At 62.8% G+C, this 21,949-nt stretch carries 19 protein-coding genes; 11 read left to right on the top strand and 8 right to left on the bottom strand.

From position 1 onward, the window contains the following. Positions 1-31 precede the first annotated feature (31 nt). Positions 32-2,656: a cation:proton antiporter gene (locus AC1RQ9_RS08350; protein ID WP_193731214.1), complete on the top strand. Its 2,625-nt coding sequence runs from the start codon at positions 32-34 to the stop codon at positions 2,654-2,656. A 337-nt stretch (positions 2,657-2,993) separates the two neighbouring features. Here AC1RQ9_RS08350 and AC1RQ9_RS08345 read toward each other — a convergent pair whose 3' ends face one another. Beyond that, positions 2,994-5,738, bottom strand: coding sequence for a DUF4175 domain-containing protein (locus tag AC1RQ9_RS08345; RefSeq protein ID WP_485986407.1), 2,745 nt, complete (start codon positions 5,736-5,738; stop codon positions 2,994-2,996). Next, a complete protein-coding gene (gene lysA, locus AC1RQ9_RS08340) occupies positions 5,735-7,105 on the bottom strand; it encodes a diaminopimelate decarboxylase (RefSeq protein ID WP_485986406.1) in 1,371 nt (456 codons plus the stop codon). Before lysA ends, AC1RQ9_RS08345 begins: the two co-directional genes overlap by 4 nt. A 77-nt stretch (positions 7,106-7,182) precedes the next feature. Between lysA and AC1RQ9_RS08335 the strand changes: the two genes are divergently transcribed. Continuing rightward, positions 7,183-7,581 (top strand): cytidine deaminase, encoded by a 399-nt coding sequence (locus tag AC1RQ9_RS08335; RefSeq protein ID WP_485986405.1) that lies wholly within the window; start codon positions 7,183-7,185, stop codon positions 7,579-7,581. 4 nt (positions 7,582-7,585) lie between these two features. On the opposite strand, the gene AC1RQ9_RS08330 is transcribed toward AC1RQ9_RS08335, so the two are convergent. Together AC1RQ9_RS08330 and argH are read right to left on the bottom strand one after the other, a co-directional pair. Further along, positions 7,586-7,747 carry a hypothetical protein gene (locus AC1RQ9_RS08330; RefSeq protein WP_193731218.1) on the bottom strand — a complete coding sequence of 54 codons (162 nt, stop codon included), beginning with the start codon at positions 7,745-7,747 and terminating at the stop codon, positions 7,586-7,588. After that, entirely contained in the window at positions 7,744-9,183 is a 1,440-nt protein-coding gene (gene argH / locus AC1RQ9_RS08325) for an argininosuccinate lyase (RefSeq protein ID WP_193731219.1), read from the bottom strand. Before argH ends, AC1RQ9_RS08330 begins: the two co-directional genes overlap by 4 nt. Before the next feature lie 221 nt (positions 9,184-9,404). Here argH and AC1RQ9_RS08320 point away from each other — a divergent pair, with 221 nt between their 5' ends. The 9 genes from AC1RQ9_RS08320 (at position 9,405) to AC1RQ9_RS08280 (ending at position 18,338) form a co-directional block, all read left to right on the top strand. Further along, entirely contained in the window at positions 9,405-10,223 is an 819-nt protein-coding gene (locus AC1RQ9_RS08320) for an N-formylglutamate amidohydrolase (RefSeq protein ID WP_485986404.1), read from the top strand. Between the two features lie 50 nt (positions 10,224-10,273). Further along, the gene (locus AC1RQ9_RS08315; RefSeq protein WP_485986402.1) at positions 10,274-11,149 is read left to right on the top strand and encodes a shikimate dehydrogenase; all 876 of its coding nucleotides are present in this window, start codon (positions 10,274-10,276) and stop codon (positions 11,147-11,149) included. Between the two features lie 12 nt (positions 11,150-11,161). Continuing rightward, positions 11,162-11,791, top strand: a complete 630-nt coding sequence (coaE, locus tag AC1RQ9_RS08310; protein WP_485986400.1) for a dephospho-CoA kinase — start codon at positions 11,162-11,164, stop codon at positions 11,789-11,791. Further along, positions 11,788-12,468: a DNA polymerase III subunit epsilon gene (gene dnaQ / locus AC1RQ9_RS08305; RefSeq protein ID WP_193731223.1), complete on the top strand. Its 681-nt coding sequence runs from the start codon at positions 11,788-11,790 to the stop codon at positions 12,466-12,468. The genes coaE and dnaQ overlap by 4 nt, the downstream gene beginning before the upstream one ends. Positions 12,469-12,565: 97 nt before the next feature. Further along, on the top strand, positions 12,566-14,911 hold the full coding sequence (locus AC1RQ9_RS08300; RefSeq protein ID WP_485986399.1) for an adenylate/guanylate cyclase domain-containing protein: 2,346 nt from the start codon (positions 12,566-12,568) through the stop codon (positions 14,909-14,911). Beyond that, the gene (locus tag AC1RQ9_RS08295; RefSeq protein WP_193731225.1) at positions 14,908-15,798 is read left to right on the top strand and encodes an MlaE family ABC transporter permease; all 891 of its coding nucleotides are present in this window, start codon (positions 14,908-14,910) and stop codon (positions 15,796-15,798) included. Before AC1RQ9_RS08300 ends, AC1RQ9_RS08295 begins: the two co-directional genes overlap by 4 nt. Position 15,799: 1 nt before the next feature. Continuing rightward, on the top strand, positions 15,800-16,495 hold the full coding sequence (locus AC1RQ9_RS08290; protein ID WP_193731226.1) for a P-loop NTPase family protein: 696 nt from the start codon (positions 15,800-15,802) through the stop codon (positions 16,493-16,495). Beyond that, the gene (locus tag AC1RQ9_RS08285) at positions 16,495-17,448 is read left to right on the top strand and encodes an MlaD family protein (RefSeq protein ID WP_485986397.1); all 954 of its coding nucleotides are present in this window, start codon (positions 16,495-16,497) and stop codon (positions 17,446-17,448) included. Before AC1RQ9_RS08290 ends, AC1RQ9_RS08285 begins: the two co-directional genes overlap by 1 nt. Then, positions 17,445-18,338 carry a hypothetical protein gene (locus AC1RQ9_RS08280; protein WP_485986396.1) on the top strand — a complete coding sequence of 298 codons (894 nt, stop codon included), beginning with the start codon at positions 17,445-17,447 and terminating at the stop codon, positions 18,336-18,338. The genes AC1RQ9_RS08285 and AC1RQ9_RS08280 overlap by 4 nt, the downstream gene beginning before the upstream one ends. A gap of 138 nt (positions 18,339-18,476) precedes the next feature. Here the strand turns inward: AC1RQ9_RS08280 and AC1RQ9_RS08275 are convergent, their stop codons facing one another. From AC1RQ9_RS08275 to queE, 4 genes are read right to left on the bottom strand one after another with little or no spacing between them, the layout of a single operon-like run. Beyond that, on the bottom strand, positions 18,477-19,934 hold the full coding sequence (locus AC1RQ9_RS08275; protein ID WP_485986395.1) for a SulP family inorganic anion transporter: 1,458 nt from the start codon (positions 19,932-19,934) through the stop codon (positions 18,477-18,479). 34 nt (positions 19,935-19,968) lie between these two features. Continuing rightward, positions 19,969-20,496: a 6-pyruvoyl trahydropterin synthase family protein gene (locus AC1RQ9_RS08270; RefSeq protein WP_485986394.1), complete on the bottom strand. Its 528-nt coding sequence runs from the start codon at positions 20,494-20,496 to the stop codon at positions 19,969-19,971. After that, positions 20,489-21,226, bottom strand: a complete 738-nt coding sequence (gene queC, locus AC1RQ9_RS08265) for a 7-cyano-7-deazaguanine synthase QueC (protein ID WP_485986392.1) — start codon at positions 21,224-21,226, stop codon at positions 20,489-20,491. The genes AC1RQ9_RS08270 and queC overlap by 8 nt, the downstream gene beginning before the upstream one ends. A 1-nt stretch (position 21,227) precedes the next feature. Next, complete coding sequence (gene queE, locus AC1RQ9_RS08260; protein ID WP_485986390.1) at positions 21,228-21,863, bottom strand: 7-carboxy-7-deazaguanine synthase; 636 nt, start codon at positions 21,861-21,863, stop codon at positions 21,228-21,230. Between the last annotated feature and the right edge of the window lie 86 nt (positions 21,864-21,949).

The following is a 21,949-nucleotide window of genomic DNA, read 5'->3' as shown; positions in this document are numbered from 1 at the left end:
GCATGATATGGCCGGAAGTCGGGGATTTTGAATGGAGATAGCGGGTCTGGCAGCAATTCTGATGGCGATTGCCGTGCTGCTTGTCGTGGTCAGCGCGGTCCAGCCGCTTGCCCGCCGTCTGGAATTGTCCGAAACCGTCCTGCTGGCCATTGTGGGTATCGTGATCGGGGGCGCAGCCGACCTTGTGCTGCGCAATTCCCATCTGGAAATATTCAATGGTGCGGCACAGACGCTGCTGGATTTCCCGCTTAACAGCGAAGCGTTCCTGCTGATTTTCCTGCCTATACTGGTATTCCAGGGGGCGCTGGGCATTGATGTACGCAGGCTGGCGCATGAAACCGCGACCGTGCTTCTGCTGGCGGTGGTGGCGGTGGCGGTCTCGACCGCGGCCATCGGTTTTGCGCTGTATCCCTTTGCCGGCATGCCACTGGCGGTGTGCCTGCTGCTTGGTTCCATCGTGGCGACGACCGACCCTTCGGCCGTGGCAGGGATATTCAAGGAAATTGGTGCCGCAAGCCGCCTGACCCGGCTGGTGGAAGGGGAGGCGCTGCTGAATGACGCGGCCGCCATTTCCATTTTCACCATCCTGCTTGGTTCCATCACCTCGCACCACAAGATCATGCTGGGTGGTGCGGTGCTGGAGTTCCTTGTCTCCTTCATCGGCGCGCTGATCATCGGCATCGTGTTTGGCCGCCTGACGCTTATGGTCATTCCTGCACTGGGGGCGGCACCGGCGGCCGAGGTCACGCTGACGGTGGCGCTGCCGTACCTGTCTTATATCGTATGTGATGAATTCCTGGGTTTTTCCGGTGTGGTGGCCACGGCGGCGTCCGGCCTGACGATTTCGATCTATGGCCCGTCCACCTTCCGCCCCCAGACTTGGCGCTTCCTGAACGAGTTGTGGCAGCAGCTTGTTTTCTGGGCCGGGTCGCTGGTGTTCGTGCTGGCGTCCATGCTGGTGCCGCGCCTGCTGGTGGGCATGACCAAATGGGACTGCGTGCTGATCCTGCTGGCCGCGGGCGCCGGGCTGCTGGCACGTGGGGCGGTGGTGTTCGGCATGCTGCCCATCCTTGCCGCGACCAAGCTGTCACCGCCCGTGCCGACGCCGTTCAAGGTCACGATGGTGTGGGGTGGCCTGCGTGGCGCCATTACACTGGCGCTGGCGCTGGCGGTGACGGAAAACGAACATGTCTCCAGCAGCATTGCTCACTTTATTGGCATTATCGCCACCGGGTTCGTGCTGATTACCCTGTTCGTAAACGGGATGTCGCTGCGGTATCTGGTGCTGTTCCTCAAGCTGGACCAGCTGCCGCTGATTGATCAGGCGCTGCGCCACCAGATCCTTGCCATCGGGCTGGGTGAAGTGCGTGACCAGACGCAGGAAGTCGCAGGCGAACTGGGCTTTTCCACCAACGTCACCAATACGGTGGTGGAGGTGATCGACCGGCGCGTCCATTCGGAAGAACAGGCCAATACCTTTGACACCGCCCTGGGTGACCGGCAGCGCGTGACCCTGGCGCTGATTGTCGTCGCCAACCGGGAACGTTCCATCCTGCTGGACCTGTTCCGCATACAGGGGCTGTCGCGCCGCGTGATGGAGACGCTGCTGCGCTCGGCCGAGGCCATGGTGGATGGTGCGCGGCTGGAAGGACGCTTTGGCTATGTCCGCGCCCTGCGCCGCAGGCTGCGCCCATCGCTGCGTTTCCGTGTGGCGCAGGTGATCCATCATCGCTTCAATTTCGACACGCCTCTCATGTACTGCATGATGGAGCGGTTCGAGATGCTGATGATCGGCTATTTCGTCTCCCTGTCCCTGACCCGCTTCATGCGCCAGCGTATGGAGCCGACGCTGGGCACGCGTATCAGTGAAATCGTGGGTGAAGTGCTGGGGCGGCAGTGCAAGCTGCTGGATGAGGCATTGCAGACCCTGCGGCTGCATTACCATGGGTATTCCGAGGCGCTGGAAAACCGCATGCTGCGCCAGATCGCGCTCAGGCTGGAAGAAGAAAAATACGATACCCTGATGTCCGAATCGCTGTTGAGCGAGGAACTGCACCGTGAATTGCACCGCGATGTGGAACATCGGCGCGAACAGCTGGATTTCAGGCTGAAATTCAATATCCGGGCCGGGATCGAAAGCCGCATTCATAATTTCCCCCTGTTTGAGGGGATGGCCGATGGCGTGCTGCATGACATCGCGATGAAGATGTCCATTCACTTCTCATCCCCCGGTGAACGGCTGTACCGCAAGGGGCAGAAGGTGCGCACGGTCTATTTCATCAGCGCGGGACTGGCTGAAACCCATTACCCCAAGCATGACGTGCGCTTTGGTGCCGGTGCGGTCCTGGGTGGGGAAGAAGCACTGAAGGACGAGCGTGTCACCGCAACCAGCCGTTCCCTGCAGTTCGGTCATTTCATGACGATGAGCGCGCGTGATTTCCGCAAGCTGGTGGAAGATTATCCCCGCATCGGCGAAAATCTTGAACGTCTGGCGCAGGCCCGCAACAAGGGCGAACTGCCCGATGCCCAGCTTCTGCCGCAGGATGGGGAAGACACACCGAAAAGCCCGCCGTCATATGACGCCATTGACCTGGCCACCGCACCCGTCACCCGCGCCATTCCCGTCCGGCAGGATAGTCAGGTCAGTGATGCCTGACCTGTCGGGGCGGCACTGATCCCCCCTGTTATGCGGCGGTAGTCATGCTGTCGGGACCGGGCTGTTCGGGTTGCCTTGTCATGGACACGGGCTGCCAGTGCGCTGGTGCAGTCATCACTGCCATGCAGACTGGATGATTGTCGGGTAAGGGGGCGCCAATGACGCCCTGATGCCGCAAAACGACATTCCACGCCGTGGCAGCTAATCCATGCGCGGCACCGCAGCGGGCAGACGTCTGTGTAGGCCATTTTTTTCAAAAGGACGGGGACTTCCTGAAGCTTTTTGAAAAAAGCTTTCCCAAAAACTTCTTATGAAATTCCTGAACGTTGCGACCGCATCAGAAGGCACGAAGCAGGCGGTCGAGGTATTCCAGTTCTTCTGGCGGCCGGGTGCGGTCGGCATCGCGGCGGCGCAGTTCCTGTTCAATCTCGCGCGCACGTTCGCGGCTGGCGTTGTCGGGTACGTGGGTATCATTGTCCATGCCTGCATGGGTGCCACCGGTCTTGCGGCCCAGCGGGTCACGATCACCCTTGCCTTCGGCCTGCTGTTCGGTGTCGTCATCGTCATCCTGACCGCCCGGATGGTTGCCACCGCTGCCATGGCTGCCCTTGCCATTATCCTGCGACAGCATGGGCAGGAATATGGTCATGCCGCCATGCGCACTCTGGCTGCGCATGGACTGGCGCATCTGCTGGTCGCCCTGCTGCAGGTCAGCCAGAACCTTTTTTTCGGCTGCCGCCGCATCGGGGTCCTTGCCCGCGCCAAGGGCCGCGCGCACGGCCTTCATGTCTGTCTGCGCCTTGTCCAGTGCAGGCATGTCCTTGCCACTGGCCTGTTTGAATTCACGCTGAAGTTCATGCAGGGCGCGCGATAGGGCGTGCTGTACGGCCCGGTCGGCATGCTGCTGCGCCGTGTGGGCTTCGGGCGTCATGCTTTCCGGCGGTGGGGATGTTGCCGCCTGCGGCTGCGGCGCGCTGCCTGACGGCGTAATGCCAAGCTGGCGCAGCAGGTCGGCGGTGGACATGGATGACAGGTCACTTCCATCTTCATCCATGTCGGTCTGGCGGCTGGCGGCGTCACGTTCCTGCTGGCGCTGGGCCTGGTCCATGCGCGACTGCACATGGTCCAGCAGCTGGGACTCGCGACTGACCAGATCGCGCAGCGCGCGGCGCAGTTCCTTCGCCTGCTGGCGGGCCTGCATCTGCTGGGCCAGCTGCATCATGTCCTGCGGGGTGGCGTTGCGTATGCCGTTGGTCATGTCCTCCATCTGTTGCAGCTTCTGCATGGCATCGGCATCGCGGCCATTGGCCGCGTCCTCCTGCAATTGCTGCATCATCCGGGCCATGTTCTGTTCGCCGCGCGATGTCATTTCGGGGATGGCTGGAATGGCGGAATGATCACGCATGGCCTGTTGCGTCAGCGCCTGCATCTTGCGCGAAATCGCGTCCTTCAGCGCCTGCATGCGGTGCTGCAGTTCGGCCTGCTGCTCCGCTCCCTGACCCTTTGCGCCCATTTCGCGCATGTGCTCCAGCTGTTCCCGCACGGCGTCCTGCGCGTCCTGCACGCCAAAATCGGCCTGTTCGTTATCTATGTCGCGGCGGTTGTGTTCGATATCCAGCGCGAGGAACCACAGCCGTCCGGTGGCCTGTGTAATGGCGTAATCATCCGTGACGTCGTCAGCATCCCCCAGCACGGCGGCAACACTGGTCAGCGCCAGCAACAGGCCGACATGATGGGTCAGCATGGTGTCGGCCTGACCGAGCGCCAGCAGTTCGCGCGCTGCCTGCGCGCGGTTTTCGCGGTGCAGGGCCACACGTTTGCGGATATCCAGCACTGCCTTGGCCAACGGGTTGTTGAAAGGCCGTGCCCCCATGCGCAACCGGACCGGGGCGGAGGTCGCGGTCATGCCGCTGGTGCTGGTGGCAACCAGGCGGGCGCTCACGTCTTCCCCCGCCCACGGGTTTTGTGACAGGTCGGGGGTTGCCACGTCATCCGCCACGCGCGGGTGGCCGTTCAGCGGGATCGGAACAGTCAGGACATCACGTGGGCTGTCCGGCATGACCAGTTCCGCATGCATTGATGCGATGCCGTATGGCTGGGCCACGTGATAGGGCAGGCGGGTGCGCCATTCACCTTCATGGCTGCCCGGATCCTTGCCCCATGCGATCTCTGGCGCGGGGTTGGGCGTGACGTTCAGTGTCCATTGCCCCAGCGTGCGCCCGCGACCGCGCAGGCGCAGCGTGCCGCTGCCCAGAAGGGTGGCCTGCGCATTCCAGCTGGCATTGCCCAGGGCACGAAAATCATGCGGGCCGATGGCGGGCTGCGGTCCGCTGGCACGCATGCGCAGGGTGGGACGACCATTCAGCCCGTTCAGCGTGATGGCCAGCTGCGCGCCAGCGGGAACGGTCGCACTGGTATGCGTCGCATCAAGGAAGACCGGCGCGCCGGGCGCATAGTCGGGCATGGTGATCCATGCATTGATCTGTGGGGCAGGGGTATCGGCATCATCCATGCCGGGCAGGAACGCCGCCGTTACCCGGCTTGCGGCATGATTGCCCGTCCACATCATGCCACCCGCCAGCAGCAGGGCAAGGACCGGTGTGGCCGCCCACCATGTGGCGCCCTTCAGGCGGGGGTGCGGCCACCCGCCCCGCAGGCGGCCCAGCGCCGCCGCAGTGCGGTGCAGGTGGGCCTGCCACAGATAGGTGATTTCAGGCGTGGGGGCATTGGCGGGCCGGTCATGCAGCGTGCGCAGCGGCTGCCCGGTCAGGCCTGACGCCTGTTCCACCCGGCGGTCGGTTTCGGATGCGGTGGGGGCATGGATGCCACGCCACTGCCGCCATGTGGCATAGGCCGTTCCACCCGCAATACCGGCCAGAAGGACGGCATGCAGGCTGTCGGGCATATACTGTGGCAGGCGCACAAGCCCCAGCAGTGCAATACCCATGGTCGCGTCAGCCGTAGGGAGCATGAGCGGCCACAGCTGTTCCACCCACAGGGCGCGACGCGCCTGCTGGCGTGCGCGGGCCAGGCGTTGCGGCAGGCTGCCGCCGGGCTGGGGAATGTCCTGCCCGGCTGTCATAGGCCTCCGCCAGCGGGGAGAAGGGTATTCTCCACCCAGTCGGGAATGCGGTCGGCAGTCCACAGGTCTTCAACCTGCTGGCGTTCGCGGATGACGGACCAGCGCGCACCGTCCACCATGACCTGCGCCGCAAGCGGACGGGCGTTGTAGGTGGAACTCATGACCATGCCATAGGCCCCGCAATCCAGCAGCGCCAGACGCGCCCCCGCCTCCATATGCGGCAGGGTGCGGTCATGGCCGAAGGTATCGCCGCTTTCACAGACCGGCCCCACCACATGCACCTGTTCCGTGGGGGCGGCAGCAATTCCGGCGGAAAGCGGAATGATGCCATGCCACGCGTCATACAGGCTGGGACGCATGAGGTCATTCATCGCGGCATCCAGCACAAGGAACGGCGGCATGCCATCATATCCCTGCTTGCGCAGGATCACGGTGGACAGCAGCACACCGGCGGGACCGGCCAGCCAGCGTCCCGGCTCAACAGCCAGCCGCGCACCCAGATCACCCAGTTCGGCATGGATGGCGGCGGCAAGGGCTTCGGGTGCGCCTTCGGTTTCATCACGGTAGGAAATACCCAGTCCCCCGCCGCAATCCAGTACCTCGACCGCCAGTCCACGCGCGCGGATGGCCCGCACAAGGTCGGCAAGTCTGGCATAGGCGGTACGGTAGGGCTGCATGCGTACGATCTGGCTGCCGATATGCATTGCCAGCCCGACGGGCCGGATACCCGGTAAAGTGGCGGCGCGGGCATAAAGTTCAACCGCGCGGTCATAGGGAATGCCGAATTTGTTGGTGGCGAGGCCGGTGGTGATCTTGGCATGGGTGCCGGCATCGACGTCGGGATTGATGCGCAGGGCGATGCGCGCCTCCAGCCCTTCGGATTCCGCCACGGCGGAGAGGAGTTCAAGTTCCTCCGCGCTTTCGACATTGATCTGCGCAATGCCCGCCTGCAGGGCGAGGCGCATTTCCTCAAGGCTCTTGCCGACGCCGGAAAAGACGATCTTTTCCGCCGGGATGCCCGCCATCATGGCGCGACGCAGTTCGCCGCCACTGACCACGTCCGCCCCGGCCCCTTCGGCCGCCAGCACGCGCAGTACCGCCAGATGGTCATTGGCCTTGACGGCGAAGTGAATGGAAACCGGCCGGTCTGTTGCGGCAAGGGCCGTGGCAAGCCTGCGGTAGCGTGCGCGCAGCGTGCCGGCACTCATGACCCATGTGGGCGTGCCAAGCGCGTCGGCAATGGCGTTAAGGGGCACGTCTTCCAGCACAAGTCCGTCCATGGCATGCATGGATAGCGCCGGACGGACCGCCAGAAGGGCGGCAACGGATGGATCCTGTCCGGGACAGGTAGGGGAAGCATCAGCCATGATGTGCGCACGATACCGCCTTGCCCCGTCGCTTCCAAGGTGCTTGACGCAGGAAAGAACAGGAAGGACAGACCGGTATGAACAATGACCCCCTGGTTCAGGCTGCCATTGACGTGCGCCTGCGGGCATATGCGCCGTATTCACGCTTTCAGGTCGGCGCGGCGGTAGAGATGGCGGATGGCCGGATATTCGCCGGATGCAATGTTGAAAACGCGGCCTATCCCGAGGGCACCTGCGCCGAAGCCGGGGCCATCGCCGCCATGGTGGCGCAGGGTGGGCGCCAGATCCATCGCATCGTGGTATGCGGGGGCACGGATGCCCCATGCACGCCATGTGGGGGATGCAGGCAGAAAATCAGGGAATTCGCATCCCCTGAAACGCCTGTCACCATGGTTTCAGCCGGGGGGACGGTCCTGCTGGTCCGCACGCTGGCGGACCTGCTGCCCGACAGTTTCGGGCCGGACAGCCTGACCTGATCCGTCAGCGATCGGGGCTGGGATAGGTCGTGTAATAGGCCCGGGAATTGGAAGGCTGGCGTGGGGAGCCAATGCGGCCGCATGCCCCCAGCGAGGAAGCGATGACCAGGCCCGCCAGCGTCAGCAGCATGATGGCGCGCCCGCGTCGGGAAGGGTGAATGTTCATTTGCCGCTTTCTCCTGTCCCCAGCGTATCCAGCCAGCGCGCGGCCTGCGCGCGTACGTTCTTCGCCGCCGTGCCGCCGTGGCTGGTGCGCGAGGCGATGGAGGAATCGACATCCAGCACCGTGAAGATGTCGGCGGTGATGCCCGGCTCCTCCGCCTGCATGTCCTCCAGCGTCAGGTCGGCCAGACCCACGCCTTTCGCCTCTGCCTTGCCAACCAGGCGGCCGGTGACATGGTGGGCGGTGCGGAAGGGGACTTTCAGCACCCGCACCAGCCAGTCCGCAAGATCGGTGGCGGTGGAAAAACCGGACCCGGCATAGGCGCGCATCTGCCCCGCATTGACGCTGAGGTCGCGGATCATGCCATCCATCGCGGCAAGGCTGAGTGCCGCGGCATCGGTCGCGGCGAATACGGGCTCCTTGTCTTCCTGCATGTCCTTGGCATAGGCCAGCGGCAGTCCCTTCATTACCGTCAGCAGCCCCACCAGCGCGCCGGTAATGCGGCCGCCCTTGGCGCGCACCAGTTCGGCCGCGTCCGGGTTGCGCTTCTGCGGCATGATGGATGAACCGGTGGTGAACGCATCGGACAGGCGGATGAAGGAGAAGGGGGCTGAACACCAGATCACGATCTCTTCCGCCAGCCGTGACAGATGGACGGCCATGATGGACAGCGCGGACAGGTATTCCAGCGCGAAATCACGGTCCGACACGGCATCGAGCGAATTGGCGGTGGGGCGGTCGAAGCCCAGCGCCCCTGCCGTCATGTCCCGGTCGATGGGAAAGGACGTGCCCGCAAGTGCGGCCGACCCCAGCGGCGATTCATTGAGCCTGCGCCGCGCATCCGCCAGCCTGCCCCGGTCACGGGACAGCATTTCCACATAGGCCATCAGGTGGTGCCCAAACGTCACGGGCTGCGCGGTCTGCAGATGGGTGAAGCCGGGCATGGGGGTATCGGCATGCTCCGCCGCCCGCCGCGCCAGCGCGCGCATGAGGGATGCCGCCTGCTGGTCCAGTCCGTCGATCGCGTCACGCACCCACAGGCGGAAATCGGTCGCCACCTGGTCATTGCGCGACCGTGCGGTGTGCAGGCGCTTGCCTGCCTCGCCAATCCGGTCGGACAGGCGGGCTTCGATATTCATGTGAATATCTTCAAGTGCGGTGCTGAATTCAAAGGTGCCAGCCGCGATTTCCTGCCCGATCTGGTCCAGCCCATCGGTAATGGCGCGGGCATCCGCGTCGGAAATGATGCCGGTTTTCGCCAGCATGGCGGCATGGGCCTTCGACCCCGCGATATCCTGCCGCCACAGGGCCTTGTCAAAACCGATCGAGGCATTGATGTCCTGCATGATCGCCGCCGGCCCCCCGGCAAAGCGTCCGCCCCATTGTGCGTTCGCCTTCTGCGCGTCCTGATCCGTCAGCGTTTTTGCGTTCCCCGGCATCCTGTGTTCCAGCTACCCCAAGTGTGAAAAGGATTGTGTCTGATACGTCGTGGCATAATGCCATCACATGCCGCGCACCCTACCCATCTGCCGCTGCAGATACAATCGTTCCCGTGCCCCTGCGGCCGCCATATGGCGGGTTATGCGGAGGGTCTTTTACTCAGGCAGCGGGATCTGTAATATCGGGTGCAACCCGCCCATGGCACAGGATGTCCCGCACAATGCAGCATACAGCCCTTGCGCAGGAGCCGTTACGGTTGCTGACGCAGGATGATCCGGCTCCCTTCATCCAGCACGGCAGGTCCGCGCTGGATGGCGTCATGCCGCCGCCCGGCCTGCCATTCGTGCTGGTCAGCGACCATGCGGGCCGCAGCCTGCCCTCCACGCTGGGGGACATGGGGGTCAGTGCCGCCGATCACGCCCGCCATATCGCCTGTGATCTGGGCATGGCCGAAACCGGGCGGATGCTGGCGCGAAACCTGGACTGCGTGCTGATTGAACAGGTCTATTCCCGGCTGGTGATCGATTGCAACCGTGCACCGGGGCACCCGACTTCCATTGTGCGCGAAAGTGACGGGACGCGCGTTCCGGCCAATATCGACATCACGGCGGCGGAAGAAGGCCGGCGGGTGGAGGAAATCTTCCTGCCTTACCATGACCGGATCAGCCGGGAAATCTCGACACGGCTTGAGGCCGGGCTGCCTGTCGTGCTGGTATCCCTGCACAGCTTTACCGACCGTATGAACGGCATGGTCCGGCCATGGCATACGGGCGTTCTGCATAACCGCAACCCCGCTTTCGGCCTGCGGGTGCGTGACCTGCTGGCGACCGAAGACGGGCTGGTGGTCGGCAGCAACGAACCCTATGCCCTGACGGATGTCAGTGACTATACCGTGCCTGTCCATGCCGAAGGACGCGGCGTGCCCTATCTGGAAATCGAGATACGTCAGGACCTGATCGCAACGGAACAGGGACAGGCGGAATGGGCCGGACGGCTTGCGCGCGTCCTGCCACAGGCATGGGAAGATTTCAGGCACTAGCGGTCCCGTACACGCCTGACAAACACACCGCATCTGATGGATTGAAGACAATGGAACGCAAGCCACGCATTGACGGCCATACCCTGCTGGCCGGGGTGATCGGCTGGCCGGTGGCGCATTCGCGCTCGCCGCTCATGCATAATTTCTGGCTGGAACAGCGCGGGATCAACGGGGCGTATGTGCCCCTGCCGGTGGCGCCGGGTTCGTTTGATGTCGCGGTCCGGGGCCTTCAGGCAGCGGGTTTCCGTGGCGTAAACGTGACCATTCCGCATAAGGAATCGGCCTACCGGATTGTGGAGGAACACGGCCGGCTGGACCGTTCGGCGCGGCGTTCGGGGTCAGTCAACACGCTGGTCTTTGCACCCGATGGGCAGATCGAGGGCTATTCCACCGATGGCGATGGATTCGTGGCCAATGTGGAAGCGCATGGAATCCCTGTCACAGGTGGCCGCGCCCTGCTGCTGGGGGCCGGTGGGGCAGCGCGCGCCATCGCCGCAAGCCTGCTGGACCGCGGGGTTGCGGTCGTGGTGGCCAACCGCACCCGTGCACGGGCCGATGCGCTGGCCGCGTCCCTGTCGGGTATCACGGTCGTTGACTGGGCGGATGCGGGCAACGTGCTGCCGTCGTGCCGGTTTCTGGTCAATACCACCTCCATCGGCATGGATGGGGGAGCGGATGCCGCTTTCCCGCTGGATCTGGCCCGGGCGGATTCCGGTCTGGCCGTGTGCGACATTGTCTATGTGCCGCGCCAGACCGGATTGCTCAGGCAGGCCGCCAGCCATGGGCTGCGCACGGTCGATGGCCTGGGCATGCTGATCCATCAGGCCGGGCTGGGATTTGAAAAATGGTTTGGCGCAACACCGGATATCGGGCCTGCGGTCGAGGCCCTGCTTGATGCGGACCTGCATCGCGCGCATGCCGACTGAACGGGGTTTTTCATGCGCATACTGGGACTGACCGGCGGGATCGGCATGGGCAAGTCCACCACGGCGGCCCTGCTGCAACGCGCGGGCATACGGCTGTTCGATGCCGACGCCACCGTCGCGGCCCTGCAGGGGCCGCATGGGGCCGCGCTGCCCGCCATCGGGCGGCTGGTTCCCGGTTCGGTGCGTGATGGCGTACTGGATCGCGCGGTGTTGCGGCAGGCGGCACTGTCCGACCCCACCATCATGCAGGGGCTGGAGGCAATCATCCACCCACTGGTGCGTCAGGCGCGCGAGCGTTTCGTGCAGCGTGCCCGGCGTGACGGGTGCCGGTGGGTCGTGCTGGATATCCCGCTTCTGTTTGAAACCGGGGCGCAGCGCATATGCGACCGGGTGGTGGTGGTCAGTGCACCCGCGTCCATGCAGCGCCAACGCGTGTTGCGACGTGGGCGGATGACACCGGCCCAGATCGATGCCGTCATTGCCCGGCAGATGCCCGATGCCGTAAGGCGGCGACGGGCCGATGTGATTATCGAAACCGGCCTGTCACGCCATGAAACAGTGCGACAGGTCAGGCGTTTGCTGCATGCAATGCGCGCGGGAAGTCCAGCCGCATGGGCTGCGGCCAGGGGAAAAGCTGCATGAAACGCACCATCCTGTTTGATACGGAAACCACCGGCCTTGATCCGCTGAAGGGGGACCGCGTCATTGAAATCGCAGCCCTTGAACTGGTTGGTGACCTGCCCACCGGGCGCAGTTTCCGTGTCCTGATCGACCCTGAGCGCGATGTACCCGAAGAGGCGTCGCGCGTGCATGGCTTTACCCGCGCGGATCTGGAAGGAAAGCCGAAATTCGCGCAGGTTGCCCCTGAATTCCTTGAATTCATCGGCAATGATCCCCTGATCGCGCATAATGCCCGTTTCGATTTCGGCTTCCTGAACGCGGAACTGGCGCGTGCGCGGTTGCCCGAACTGGATATGGGGCGCATGGTCGATACGCTGGATATGGCGCGTGAGCGTTTTCCCGGTATGCCCAACAGTCTTGATGCGCTGTGCCGCCGTTTTTCCATCGACCTGTCGGAACGCACGACCCATAACGCGCTGCTGGACTGTCGGCTGCTGGCTGCGGTCTATCTGGAACTGACCGGGGGCAGGCAGCGCGGGCTGAGCCTGTCGGTGGATGAAGGTGGCGGCGGCATCGCAACCTATACCTATGTGCGGCCAGCCGGGCATGTCAGTGTACGCGTCAGGCCCGATGCGGCGGAACTGGAAGCCCATCAGGGCTTTGTCAGCCGCCTGTCCGACCCGTTGTGGCTGGGCTGAATGGGCGGTATGTAACAAAGGGAGTGGTCCCGGTGGTACGTTTGGGCTAGTCTGTTTTCATTAGCCGTACCTGATTGTATTGAACAGGAAGAGAGCATTGTCCACGGACGAGATTGTCGATCCCACGATTGCCCCTTCCGACCAGTTCCGGCGCTTCCTTTATCATATCGGCATTCCCGTGGCCGGTGTGGTTTCGGTCATCGCCGTCATCGCCGGGGTGGGGTGGCATTCCTACCGGACCGTCCGGACCGGTGCGCTGACCCTGACGCATGACCTGCTGGTCAGCCAGCAGGATTATGTCGCCAAGGAAGTCAGTTCCTTCCTCATGCCCGCCTCCGCCGGGGCGATCGTGGCCCGTGACATGCTCGAACATGGCGCGCCAGCGGTCGAGCAGAAGATCTTCAACGGCTACAGCAGCACCATGATGCGGAATGTTCCGCAGATCCAGTCCTTCTACATTGCCGACAGCGATGGCAATTTCAGTACGCTGGAACATGGGGAAAAGCCGGGTCAGACCGCGCTGACCACCCTGCATGACGTGGGAACGCCCAAGGCCATTTTCACCCATGAACTGCGTGACGATAATGGCAAGCTGCTCAAACAGTGGCAGACCCCGGCGGGTACGTATGACCCCCGTGGGCATGGATGGTTTGCCGATACGGTCAAGGCCGGACAGGAAGTCTGGACCCGTCCCTACATGGTGGAGGTGACCAAGCAGGTCACCATCACGGCGGCGGTGCCGTACAAGGGCAGTGATGACAAGACGTATGTCTATGCCATCAACATGTCCCTCAACCATCTCAACAATTTTCTCAATTCGCTGAAAATTGGTGAAAGCGGCACCGCGATCCTGCTGGATCAGGACGAACATGTCGTTGCCGGCCACGGCATGCAGGAAACGCAGGCCAAGGCGCATGGCGACCCGTCCAGGATGACGCTGGACCCGGAAAAATTCCCGGTCATGACCAAGGCATTCGATGAATACCGCGTTCATGGCTACGGCGCGCGTACCGTCACCGTGAAGGGACGGCGGTATGTGACCATCACCGCCAACCTGCCGGTGGGCAAGGATAGCTGGGTGCTGTTGATGGTCGCGCCCGAGGACGATTTTTCGCGCTTCGCCATGGCGGATGGACGGCAGAACCTGCTGTTTTTCGTTCTGGTCGTGGTCATGGCGCTGGGCTTTGGGCTGCTGCTGTTCCTGCAGGCGCGACGCGGGGACCGCCTGCGTAACCAGATTTCCCAGACGCGGGCCGTCGCCAATTACGAAAGCCATGCCCTGCAGTCGGTCGCGGCCTATCCCGATCTGTTCAATCCGGAAGACAACGCCCTTGTTCTGACCGAGACGCTGGCTGACCAGTCCCATGCCCGCCGGGCGGCGATATGGCGGATCCTGCACGACGGACATACGCTCATGTGCATCGATTCCTATGACCGGCAGCAGGACGTGCATTCCGGTGGGTTCGAGATGTCCACAACGGACCTCAAAAGCTTTTTTGACGCCGTTTCCCATGGTGACGCACTGGTCGTCACCGATGCCTCCACCGATGACCGCACCACGGCGTTCTACCGTGTGTATATGCGTGCCTTTGGCAGTAAATCCCTGTTCTGTAACCCGATTCTGGGCAGTGGCGGCCCGGTTGGCGTCATCACGCTGGAAGATGCGCCACGGGCGGAAATGGTCTATCATTTCGTGGATATGATCGCCGGGGTTGCGGCGGCCCGCTTCTCCGCCCAGCATTATACGGCCGTGGCTGCGGCGCGGGAGGAACTGGAATCGGAGCCCCCCCAGGGCAGCGAGGGACCCGAAGATACCAGCCAGGGCTTCCTGCTGGCCCCCGGCGCGCTGTCCATCAACGGACAGCCGAGCGCAACGGACCTGAGCCAGCTGGAAGGGTTCTACCCTGCCGTCACCATCATGGTCATCAGCCTGTCCGACATGATCATGACGGCCCAGAATGACCCCGCGGCCAACATCAAGCTGATCGATGATATGGCGATCGCGCTGCAGGATATCGCCCATCAATGCGGGCTGTATTCCATCCGCATGCTTGGCCATCGCGTCGTGTGTGTTGCCGGGTGTTCGCGCACGCCGGACAAGACGGCGGTGTTCCACATGGCGAATGCGGCGCTCATGATGCGTGAAAACGTGCTGGCCATGCTGTCCAAGGCGGATCTGGATCCGGTTTTCCGCATTGGCATTGATGTCGGCCCGGTATTTGGCGGCATGCTGGGCAAGAACCCGCAGGCGTTCAACCTGTGGGGCGATGCCATGGGCATGGCCGAGATGATGGCGCAGGGCGCGCCGGATGTCGGCACGATCCAGGTATCGGAAAATGTCTATCAACGCCTGCGTCAGTACTTCCTGTTCCGTGAACGTGGCCGGTTCTTCATTCCCGGCATGGGGCTGACGCGCACCTATGTGCTGGCCGGACGGCGATGACCGATACGCCAACACCCGCCCCTGAACACGTGGCGCCGCAGGCCGACCCCATGGCCGGTCCCCAGCCGGACAATGGCGGTCGCCTGGTGCATTTGGTACGGCGTTTTGCGCCGTGGCTTGCGGCACTTGGGCGATTGACGCGGCATCAGGTCCGTTTTGCCCTGCTGGTGATTGGTGCCGGATGGGGGGCGATACGTGAAAGCATGCGCCCCAATTCATGGCGCAGGCCGGTTATCTATGAATTCCGCGCAACCCTGCGGCAGGTGGTCAGTGGCGGTTTCCTGAGTATCGTGATCACCGCGACGCTGACGGGCCTGATGGTGGTGTCACAGGCCGCGTACTGGCTGGGTTACGCCGGTATGGCGCAGATGACGGGGTCAATCCTTGTTTCCGTGCTGGTGCGTGAAATCTCGCCTATCCTGGTCGGTATCATCATCATGGGGCGCAGCGGCATGCTGTCGCTGACCGAAATCGGCATGATGGTGCTTGGTGGGGAAGTGCGTGCATTGCAGGCGCGCGGCATTGATCCGTTCCTGGCGCTGGTCATGCCGCGTACGTTCGCCTTTACCCTGGGTGGCTTTACGCTGGGCATGATCTTTGCCGTCGTATCGCTGCTGATGGGGTTTGTGGTCGCGCATTCCACGGGCGCCATCACGTCTTCGGTCTGGACATTCTTTTTCAATGTCCTTGGTGCGATGACCACATGGGATTATCTGATCATTCCACTGAAATTCGTGCTGGTCGGTTTCTTTGTCGGGCTGGGGGCCTGTGTTTCGGGCCTGACCGTCAGCAGCAACGACACGATGGCCACCATCATGCCACGTGGCTTCGCACGTGGAATCATGCTGGTGCTGGTGGTCAATATCCTCTTCATGCTGGATTTCTGACATGACAGCCAACGCACCCCTGCTGGAACTGCGTAACGTCGTGCCGTCGTTCGAGGAAACCGGCCTCATGCCCGCGCCCTACAACCTGCGCATCATGCCCGGTGAATGCGCGGTGGTTGATTGCCGTGACTTTGAACGGGCTGCGATGTTTGCCGACCTGTGTTCCGGCATGGTGTCCCTGACGCAGGGTACCATCCGGTTCATGGGGCTGGACTGGGCCGCGCTGCGCGACAGGCAGCTCAATGCGTTGCGGGGGCGGATTGGCCGCATTTCGCGCAGCAGCAGCTGGCTCAACCTGTTTGGCACGCATCTCAACATCATGCTGCCGCACCTGTACCATACCACGGACCCGTTTGATAACGTGGTCCTGCGTGCCACTGAACTGGGGAATCGGTTTGGTTTTCCCGGCCTGCCAACATCCGCGCCCGACCGGCTGTCGGGCGCGGATCTGGCGCGGGCGGCCTGTGTGCGCGCGTTTATGGGGCGGCCGGATCTGCTGGTGCTGGAGGATATATCCGACACGCTGCCAGAGGAGAATATCCTGCCGTTTTTTGAAATGATGACCACGGCGCGGGATCGTGGCTGTGGCGTGTTATGGTTCGTCCGTTCCGCGGCGGCGTGGCATGAGTATCGCAAGGCGGTGAATATCCACATGCGCCTTCTTGACGAAGGTCTTTTTCCCATGCGGGTGGTGTAATGGTCCAGAAACAACAGTCAGACGGAATCCGGCAGCTTGTGCGTGTCCGTTACGCCGATGAATGGGTGGGGATCCTTGTCCTTGTGGCCCTTGTCATCCTGCTTGGCGCGGTGATCGAGGCAGGCGTGCTGCGTGACTGGCTGACGCCTGCGGGCAGGTTGCGGATCGTGCTGCCGGAAAACGGGGTCAGCGGCCTGTCCGTTGGTGACGACCTGGAGGTCATGGGCATCCATGCGGGCACCGTGCGGCGTGTGCGGATCAATCCATCGGGGGGCATGTACGCCATTGCCGAAATCGATCCCGACATCGAGCCCTATATCCGTCGTGACAGCACGGCCATCATCCGCAAGCGTTTCGTGGTGGCTGGTGCCAGCTACATCGACATCTCACGCGGGACGGCGGACAAGCTGGACTGGAGCTATGCGGTGCTGAGCGCCACAAACGCCCCCAACCCGGCTGACACCATTACCCAGACCTTCAGTGACATCCGTGATCGTGTCATTCCGGTTCTGGACAATGCCCAGCACATGATGGCGACGCTGGATGCCACCATTACGGACATGCATGCAGGCAAGGGCTCAATCGGGCGTCTCATGACCAATGATGACCTGATCCGGCAGGCTGAACAGATGATCACCAGCCTTAATGCCACCGTTTCACAGCTGACACCGATCGAAAAACAGCTTGCGGGTGTCATGGACAAGGCGAGTGCAAGCATGACCAACGTGCAGAAGGCCACGGGTGACCTGAGCAACGCGACACCGGCCATCACCCATAACCTGCAGGATGCCAGCCAGCAGCTGCCGGTACTTCTGGTGCAGGCGCAGACAACCGCTACCAGCCTGCAGAAGCTGGTCGATCAGATGCGCGGACTGTGGATACTGGGCGGTAATGGCAACAAGGCGGCAAAGCATGCCCATGCCCGCCTCCCGGCGCAGAAGGTGCAGCCATGAGCATGAAAAAGGAACACGTGGCCCTTGGCCTTGCCCTTGCGCTGGCGGGATGTGGCGGCGGGGGGCAGGCGGTTACCCAGCCGGGTGACACCACCCTGTCGCAGGACATGGATACCGCGAAGGATGCCGTGGGGCTTGAACGCCTCTCAGTGGCGGAACAGCAGTACCGGGCCGCAGGTCAGCGTGCCATTGCGCGCGATGATGTTACGGCCATTGGCGATGCGGGTTACAATCTGGCGACGGTGCAACTGGACGAGGGCAAGTCGCAGGATGCGCTGTCCACAGTGGCCGCGACGCGTTCGGCACTGGCGATGCGCGGCCAGACGGGAGATGATGCCGGTCTGGATCTGGTTCAGGCGGGTGCGCTGCACCGGCTGGGCCAGGATACCGAAGCTGCTGCTGCCGCATCACGCGCTGCAGGCGCGCAGGACACCGATATTGTCGAGAAAGCCCAGCTGATCCGCGGCCTGATTGCCGATGACAGCGGGGATCAGGCTACACTGGCCTCCGTTGATGCCTATTTTGCCAACCTGACCGGAAAGCTGCCGGATGGCTGGACGGCAGATGCAAAGGAAATTGCCGCCCGGAACCTGCTGGCCACGGGTGGCAGCACGCAGACCGCCATGCAGGACGCGATGCAGGCGGCGACCATTCGCCAGACGCAGGTGGATTACCGTGACATGGCCCGTGCCCTTGGGGTTGCCGCGCGTGCGGCCGACAAGGCGGGCAATACACAGGTGGCTGCCCAGCTTTACGCCCGTGCCAGCCAGAGCGCGCGACAGGCGGGTGACAAGACCGCCGCCGATCGCTGGGCAAAGCAGGCTGGCACGGCAACGGCCGCAGATCCTTTTGCCCTGCCCGTGACTGCTACAACGGTAAAGAAAAAGTAGGGGTCATTTACCCGGCAGGCGCATCCGTTGCGTGTATCGGTGAATTAGTCAAAAGCTTCAAAAAAAATGCCGCCTTTTTTGAAAAAAGGCGGCACCCAAAAGCGTTTATTCTTTTCCCAACAGATTGTTGAGGTCCGGTTATCCAGCCTGCAACCGCGTATGCTGGGCCAGAAGTCGGGTGCTGGCGCCATTCAGGCCGATCAGTTGCACGTCCATGCCCTGTGCCTCCATCTTGCCAATCAGTTCTTCCAGCATGCCGGCCGCCGTCATGTCCCATATATGGGCATGGGTCAGGTCGATCGTGACATGGCGGGCCGTATCATGCAGATCGAACGCATCGGCAAAACCGTCGGATGAGGCAAAGAAGACCTGCCCGTTCACGATGTAGGTCCGTGTCTGGCCATCAGCCGAAAGCGTATTGCTGACCGACAGCATGCTGGAAACCTGAAACGCGAAGAACAGTCCGTTCAGCAGTACGCCCACGGCAACACCTGCCGCAAGATCATGCGTGCCCACGACAACCGCCACCGTCGCCAGCATAATGACACTGGTCGTGCGCGGATGATGGACAAGGTCACGCAGCGACGACCATGAAAACGTACTGGCCGAAACCATGATCATGATTGCCACAAGGGCCGCCACCGGCACCTGCGCCACCCATGGGCGTAGCGCCACCATAAGCAGCAGCAGGAAGGCACCTGCCACGAACGTGGACAGCCGCCCTAGTCCGCCATAGCGCAGGTTGCCCACCGTCTGTCCGATCATGCCGCAGCCCGCGATCCCGCCAAACAGGCCGACCGCGATATTGGCAATGCCCAGCCCCATGCATTCCTGCCGCTTGCTGCTGTGGGTTTCCGTCAGGTCATCCACCACGCGGGCCGTCATCATGGATTCCAGCACGCCCACGCTGGCCATGGCCAGTGCATAGGGGGCGATGATGTTGAATGTATCAAGCGAGAACGGCACGGCGGGCCAGACCAGATGCGGCAGGCTGTCGGGCAGGCGACCAAGGTCGGCCACCGTATGCAATGGCATGGGGCACAGGATCGACACCACGGTCAGCACAACAATGCAGATCAGGGGCGACGGGATGGCGGAAAAAAGCCGAGGCAGGGTATAGATGATCACCAGCCCCAGCGCGATCATGGCATAGGTATGCCATGTCACATGCAGCATATGCGGGACCTGCGCCGAAAAGATCAGGATGGCCAGCGCATTGACGAAGCCGGTCCGCACCGGGCGCGAGACATAGCGCATCAGCACATGCAGGCGCAGGATGCCGAACACCACCTGCAACACCCCGCACAGCAGGGTCGCGGCCAGAAGGTACTGCACCCCATGGGCGCGTACCAAGGCGGCGGCAACCAGTGCGACCGACCCGGCCGCCCCGGATATCATGCCCGGCCTGCCGCCGGTAAAGGCAATCACCACGCTTATGACAAAGGACGCATAAAGTCCGACGGCGGGATCGACCCCCGCGACAAAGGAAAATGCAATGACTTCGGGAATCAGCGCAAACGTGCCGACCATGCCGGCCAGTGTGTCACGTGTGATGTTGCCGAACCATTCCTGACGGTAACGGGCGAGTGCAGACATGAAAAAGACGGGGCCTTTCGGGGAAGAAGGGTAATCAGGTATCGGAAATGGTCGTATCTGCCCGCCGCCACCAGCACTGCGGGGCGGGACGGGGCTGAGGCAGGACCACCAGCGGGTCGCCACTGTAACGGACCGTGTTGGTGGGTGTTTCCTCAATTTCGATGCTGGCACAGGCCAGTACCCCGCCATCGGCGGCAAGAAAGGCGTTCAGCTTGGCCATGAGCAGGCAGGCCAGCAGTTCGGTCGTGGGATCGCCGGGTGTGACCAGTATGCGCCGCGCACGCCGTGGCTCGTTGCGGGCAAACCACGCAAGCAGCGGATCGTCTTCCGCCAGTTGCAGGGCATGATCGACATGGTTGTCGATAAAGCCATGCCAGACACCCTTTGCCCGCTGGAAGGGCATGACCATGTTGGTGTGGCCATCCAGTGCCGTGGGGTTCGTGGCGCGCAGGTGGGCGCGGATATATTCGTTATGGCCATGGGGCAGGGCGCAGCGTTCGCTCTCGCCCGCCAGCAGCCGGTGCGCCATGGAAAAGCGCCGGGTGAAAACCAGTTCAAACATGCTGGCGTGCCGCTACGTACTGCGCCCATCCCGCCTTGCGCAACTGGCAGGCGGGGCAGGTGCCGCAGCCATGTCCCCATGCATGCAGGGTGCCGCGTGTACCCATGTAGCAGCTATGGCTTTCGCGGTTGATCAGGCGGACAAGCGTGTCCCCACCCAACTGGTGGGCTAGGTCCCATGTCTGCGCCTTGTCGATCCACATCAATGGCGTGTGCAGTACGTAATGGGCATCCATGCCGAGGTTGAGCGTCACCTGCAGGGACTTGATCGTATCATCGCGGCAGTCAGGGTAGCCGGAATAATCCGTCTCGCACACGCCGGTCACGATATGGCGGATGTTGCGCCGCGCGGCCAGGGCTGCGGCAAAGGTCAGGAAAATCAGGTTGCGACCGGGCACGAATGTGTTGGGCAGGCCGTTTTCATTCATCGTGATTTCGGCTTCACGCGTCAGCGCCGTGTCCGATACCGTGCCAAGGGCGGCAAGGTCGAGCGTATGGTCCGCGCCCAGACGCTGGGCCCACAGGGCGTTTTCCGTAGCCATCCCGTCACGCAGGGTTGCGCGGCATTCCAGTTCAACCGCATGGCGCTGCCCATAATCGAAACCAAGCGTTTCCACCCGGCCAAAACGCGCCAGCGCCCATGCAAGGCAGGTGGCTGAATCCTGACCGCCTGAAAACAGGACCAGGGCAGCTTCGTTTTCAGGATGGGATGGGGGAGGGGAAGCGCGCATGTCAGGGTATCCCGATCAGCTTGTGGGTCTGCAATGACAGCCGCCATTGCGGGTGGTGCATGCAATACGTGACCGCATCGGCAGTGTTGCGGACGCGATTGGCATTGTCCATTGGCTGGAGCCAGAACTGCTGGAAATCAAGCCCGGCCACCTGATCGGGCAGCAGATCCGGCTGCGGATAGACCAGCTTCAGTTCATGCCCGTGGGTCTGGACCAGATCCGCACCCGCCTTGGGGCTGACGCATATCCAGTCGATCCCGTCCGGCGCGGGCAGGGTGCCGTTGGTTTCCACCGCGATTTCAAAGCCGTGCGCATGAATTGCGGTCACCAGCGCATCATCCAGCTGCAACAGGGGTTCACCGCCGGTAAAGACGACAAAGGCAGCTTTTCTGTCTGGGCCCGGCCACTGGGCCGCAATGGCGTCGGCCAACTGCTCCGCATCAACAAAGCGACCGCCACCGGGGCCATCGGTGCCGATGAAATCCGTATCACAGAACCGGCAGATGGCCCGGTCCCGGTCGCGTTCCAGCCCCGACCACAGGTTGCACCCCGCAAACCGGCAGAATACCGCCGTACGGCCTGCCTGCGCGCCCTCACCCTGCAGGGTGGGGAAGATTTCCTTTACGGTATAGGACATGTTCCAGATTTCGTAATGCACGCGGCCGGAAAGGGCACCATGCGTGGGAACTGCCCCAGCCGGTCCCGCGCCCGGCTGCGTCGGGT

The sequence above is a fragment of the Komagataeibacter ossonobensis genome (genome assembly GCF_057359305.1).
The sequence above is the reverse complement of the archived record's forward strand: the minus strand, read 5'-3'. Positions and strand labels throughout refer to the sequence as shown.

Coding starts and splice junctions, on each gene's coding strand:
- AC1RQ9_RS08350 (WP_193731214.1), top strand. CDS start 32: ATGGAGATAGCGGGTCTGGCAGCAATTCTGATGGCGATTGCCGTGCTG.
- AC1RQ9_RS08345 (WP_485986407.1), bottom strand. CDS start 5,738: ATGACAGCCGGGCAGGACATTCCCCAGCCCGGCGGCAGCCTGCCGCAA.
- lysA (WP_485986406.1), bottom strand. CDS start 7,105: ATGGCTGATGCTTCCCCTACCTGTCCCGGACAGGATCCATCCGTTGCC.
- AC1RQ9_RS08335 (WP_485986405.1), top strand. CDS start 7,183: ATGAACAATGACCCCCTGGTTCAGGCTGCCATTGACGTGCGCCTGCGG.
- AC1RQ9_RS08330 (WP_193731218.1), bottom strand. CDS start 7,747: ATGAACATTCACCCTTCCCGACGCGGGCGCGCCATCATGCTGCTGACG.
- argH (WP_193731219.1), bottom strand. CDS start 9,183: ATGCCGGGGAACGCAAAAACGCTGACGGATCAGGACGCGCAGAAGGCG.
- AC1RQ9_RS08320 (WP_485986404.1), top strand. CDS start 9,405: ATGCAGCATACAGCCCTTGCGCAGGAGCCGTTACGGTTGCTGACGCAG.
- AC1RQ9_RS08315 (WP_485986402.1), top strand. CDS start 10,274: ATGGAACGCAAGCCACGCATTGACGGCCATACCCTGCTGGCCGGGGTG.
- coaE (WP_485986400.1), top strand. CDS start 11,162: ATGCGCATACTGGGACTGACCGGCGGGATCGGCATGGGCAAGTCCACC.
- dnaQ (WP_193731223.1), top strand. CDS start 11,788: ATGAAACGCACCATCCTGTTTGATACGGAAACCACCGGCCTTGATCCG.
- AC1RQ9_RS08295 (WP_193731225.1), top strand. CDS start 14,908: ATGACCGATACGCCAACACCCGCCCCTGAACACGTGGCGCCGCAGGCC.
- AC1RQ9_RS08290 (WP_193731226.1), top strand. CDS start 15,800: ATGACAGCCAACGCACCCCTGCTGGAACTGCGTAACGTCGTGCCGTCG.
- AC1RQ9_RS08285 (WP_485986397.1), top strand. CDS start 16,495: ATGGTCCAGAAACAACAGTCAGACGGAATCCGGCAGCTTGTGCGTGTC.
- AC1RQ9_RS08280 (WP_485986396.1), top strand. CDS start 17,445: ATGAGCATGAAAAAGGAACACGTGGCCCTTGGCCTTGCCCTTGCGCTG.
- AC1RQ9_RS08275 (WP_485986395.1), bottom strand. CDS start 19,934: ATGTCTGCACTCGCCCGTTACCGTCAGGAATGGTTCGGCAACATCACA.
- AC1RQ9_RS08270 (WP_485986394.1), bottom strand. CDS start 20,496: ATGTTTGAACTGGTTTTCACCCGGCGCTTTTCCATGGCGCACCGGCTG.
- queC (WP_485986392.1), bottom strand. CDS start 21,226: ATGCGCGCTTCCCCTCCCCCATCCCATCCTGAAAACGAAGCTGCCCTG.
- queE (WP_485986390.1), bottom strand. CDS start 21,863: ATGTCCTATACCGTAAAGGAAATCTTCCCCACCCTGCAGGGTGAGGGC.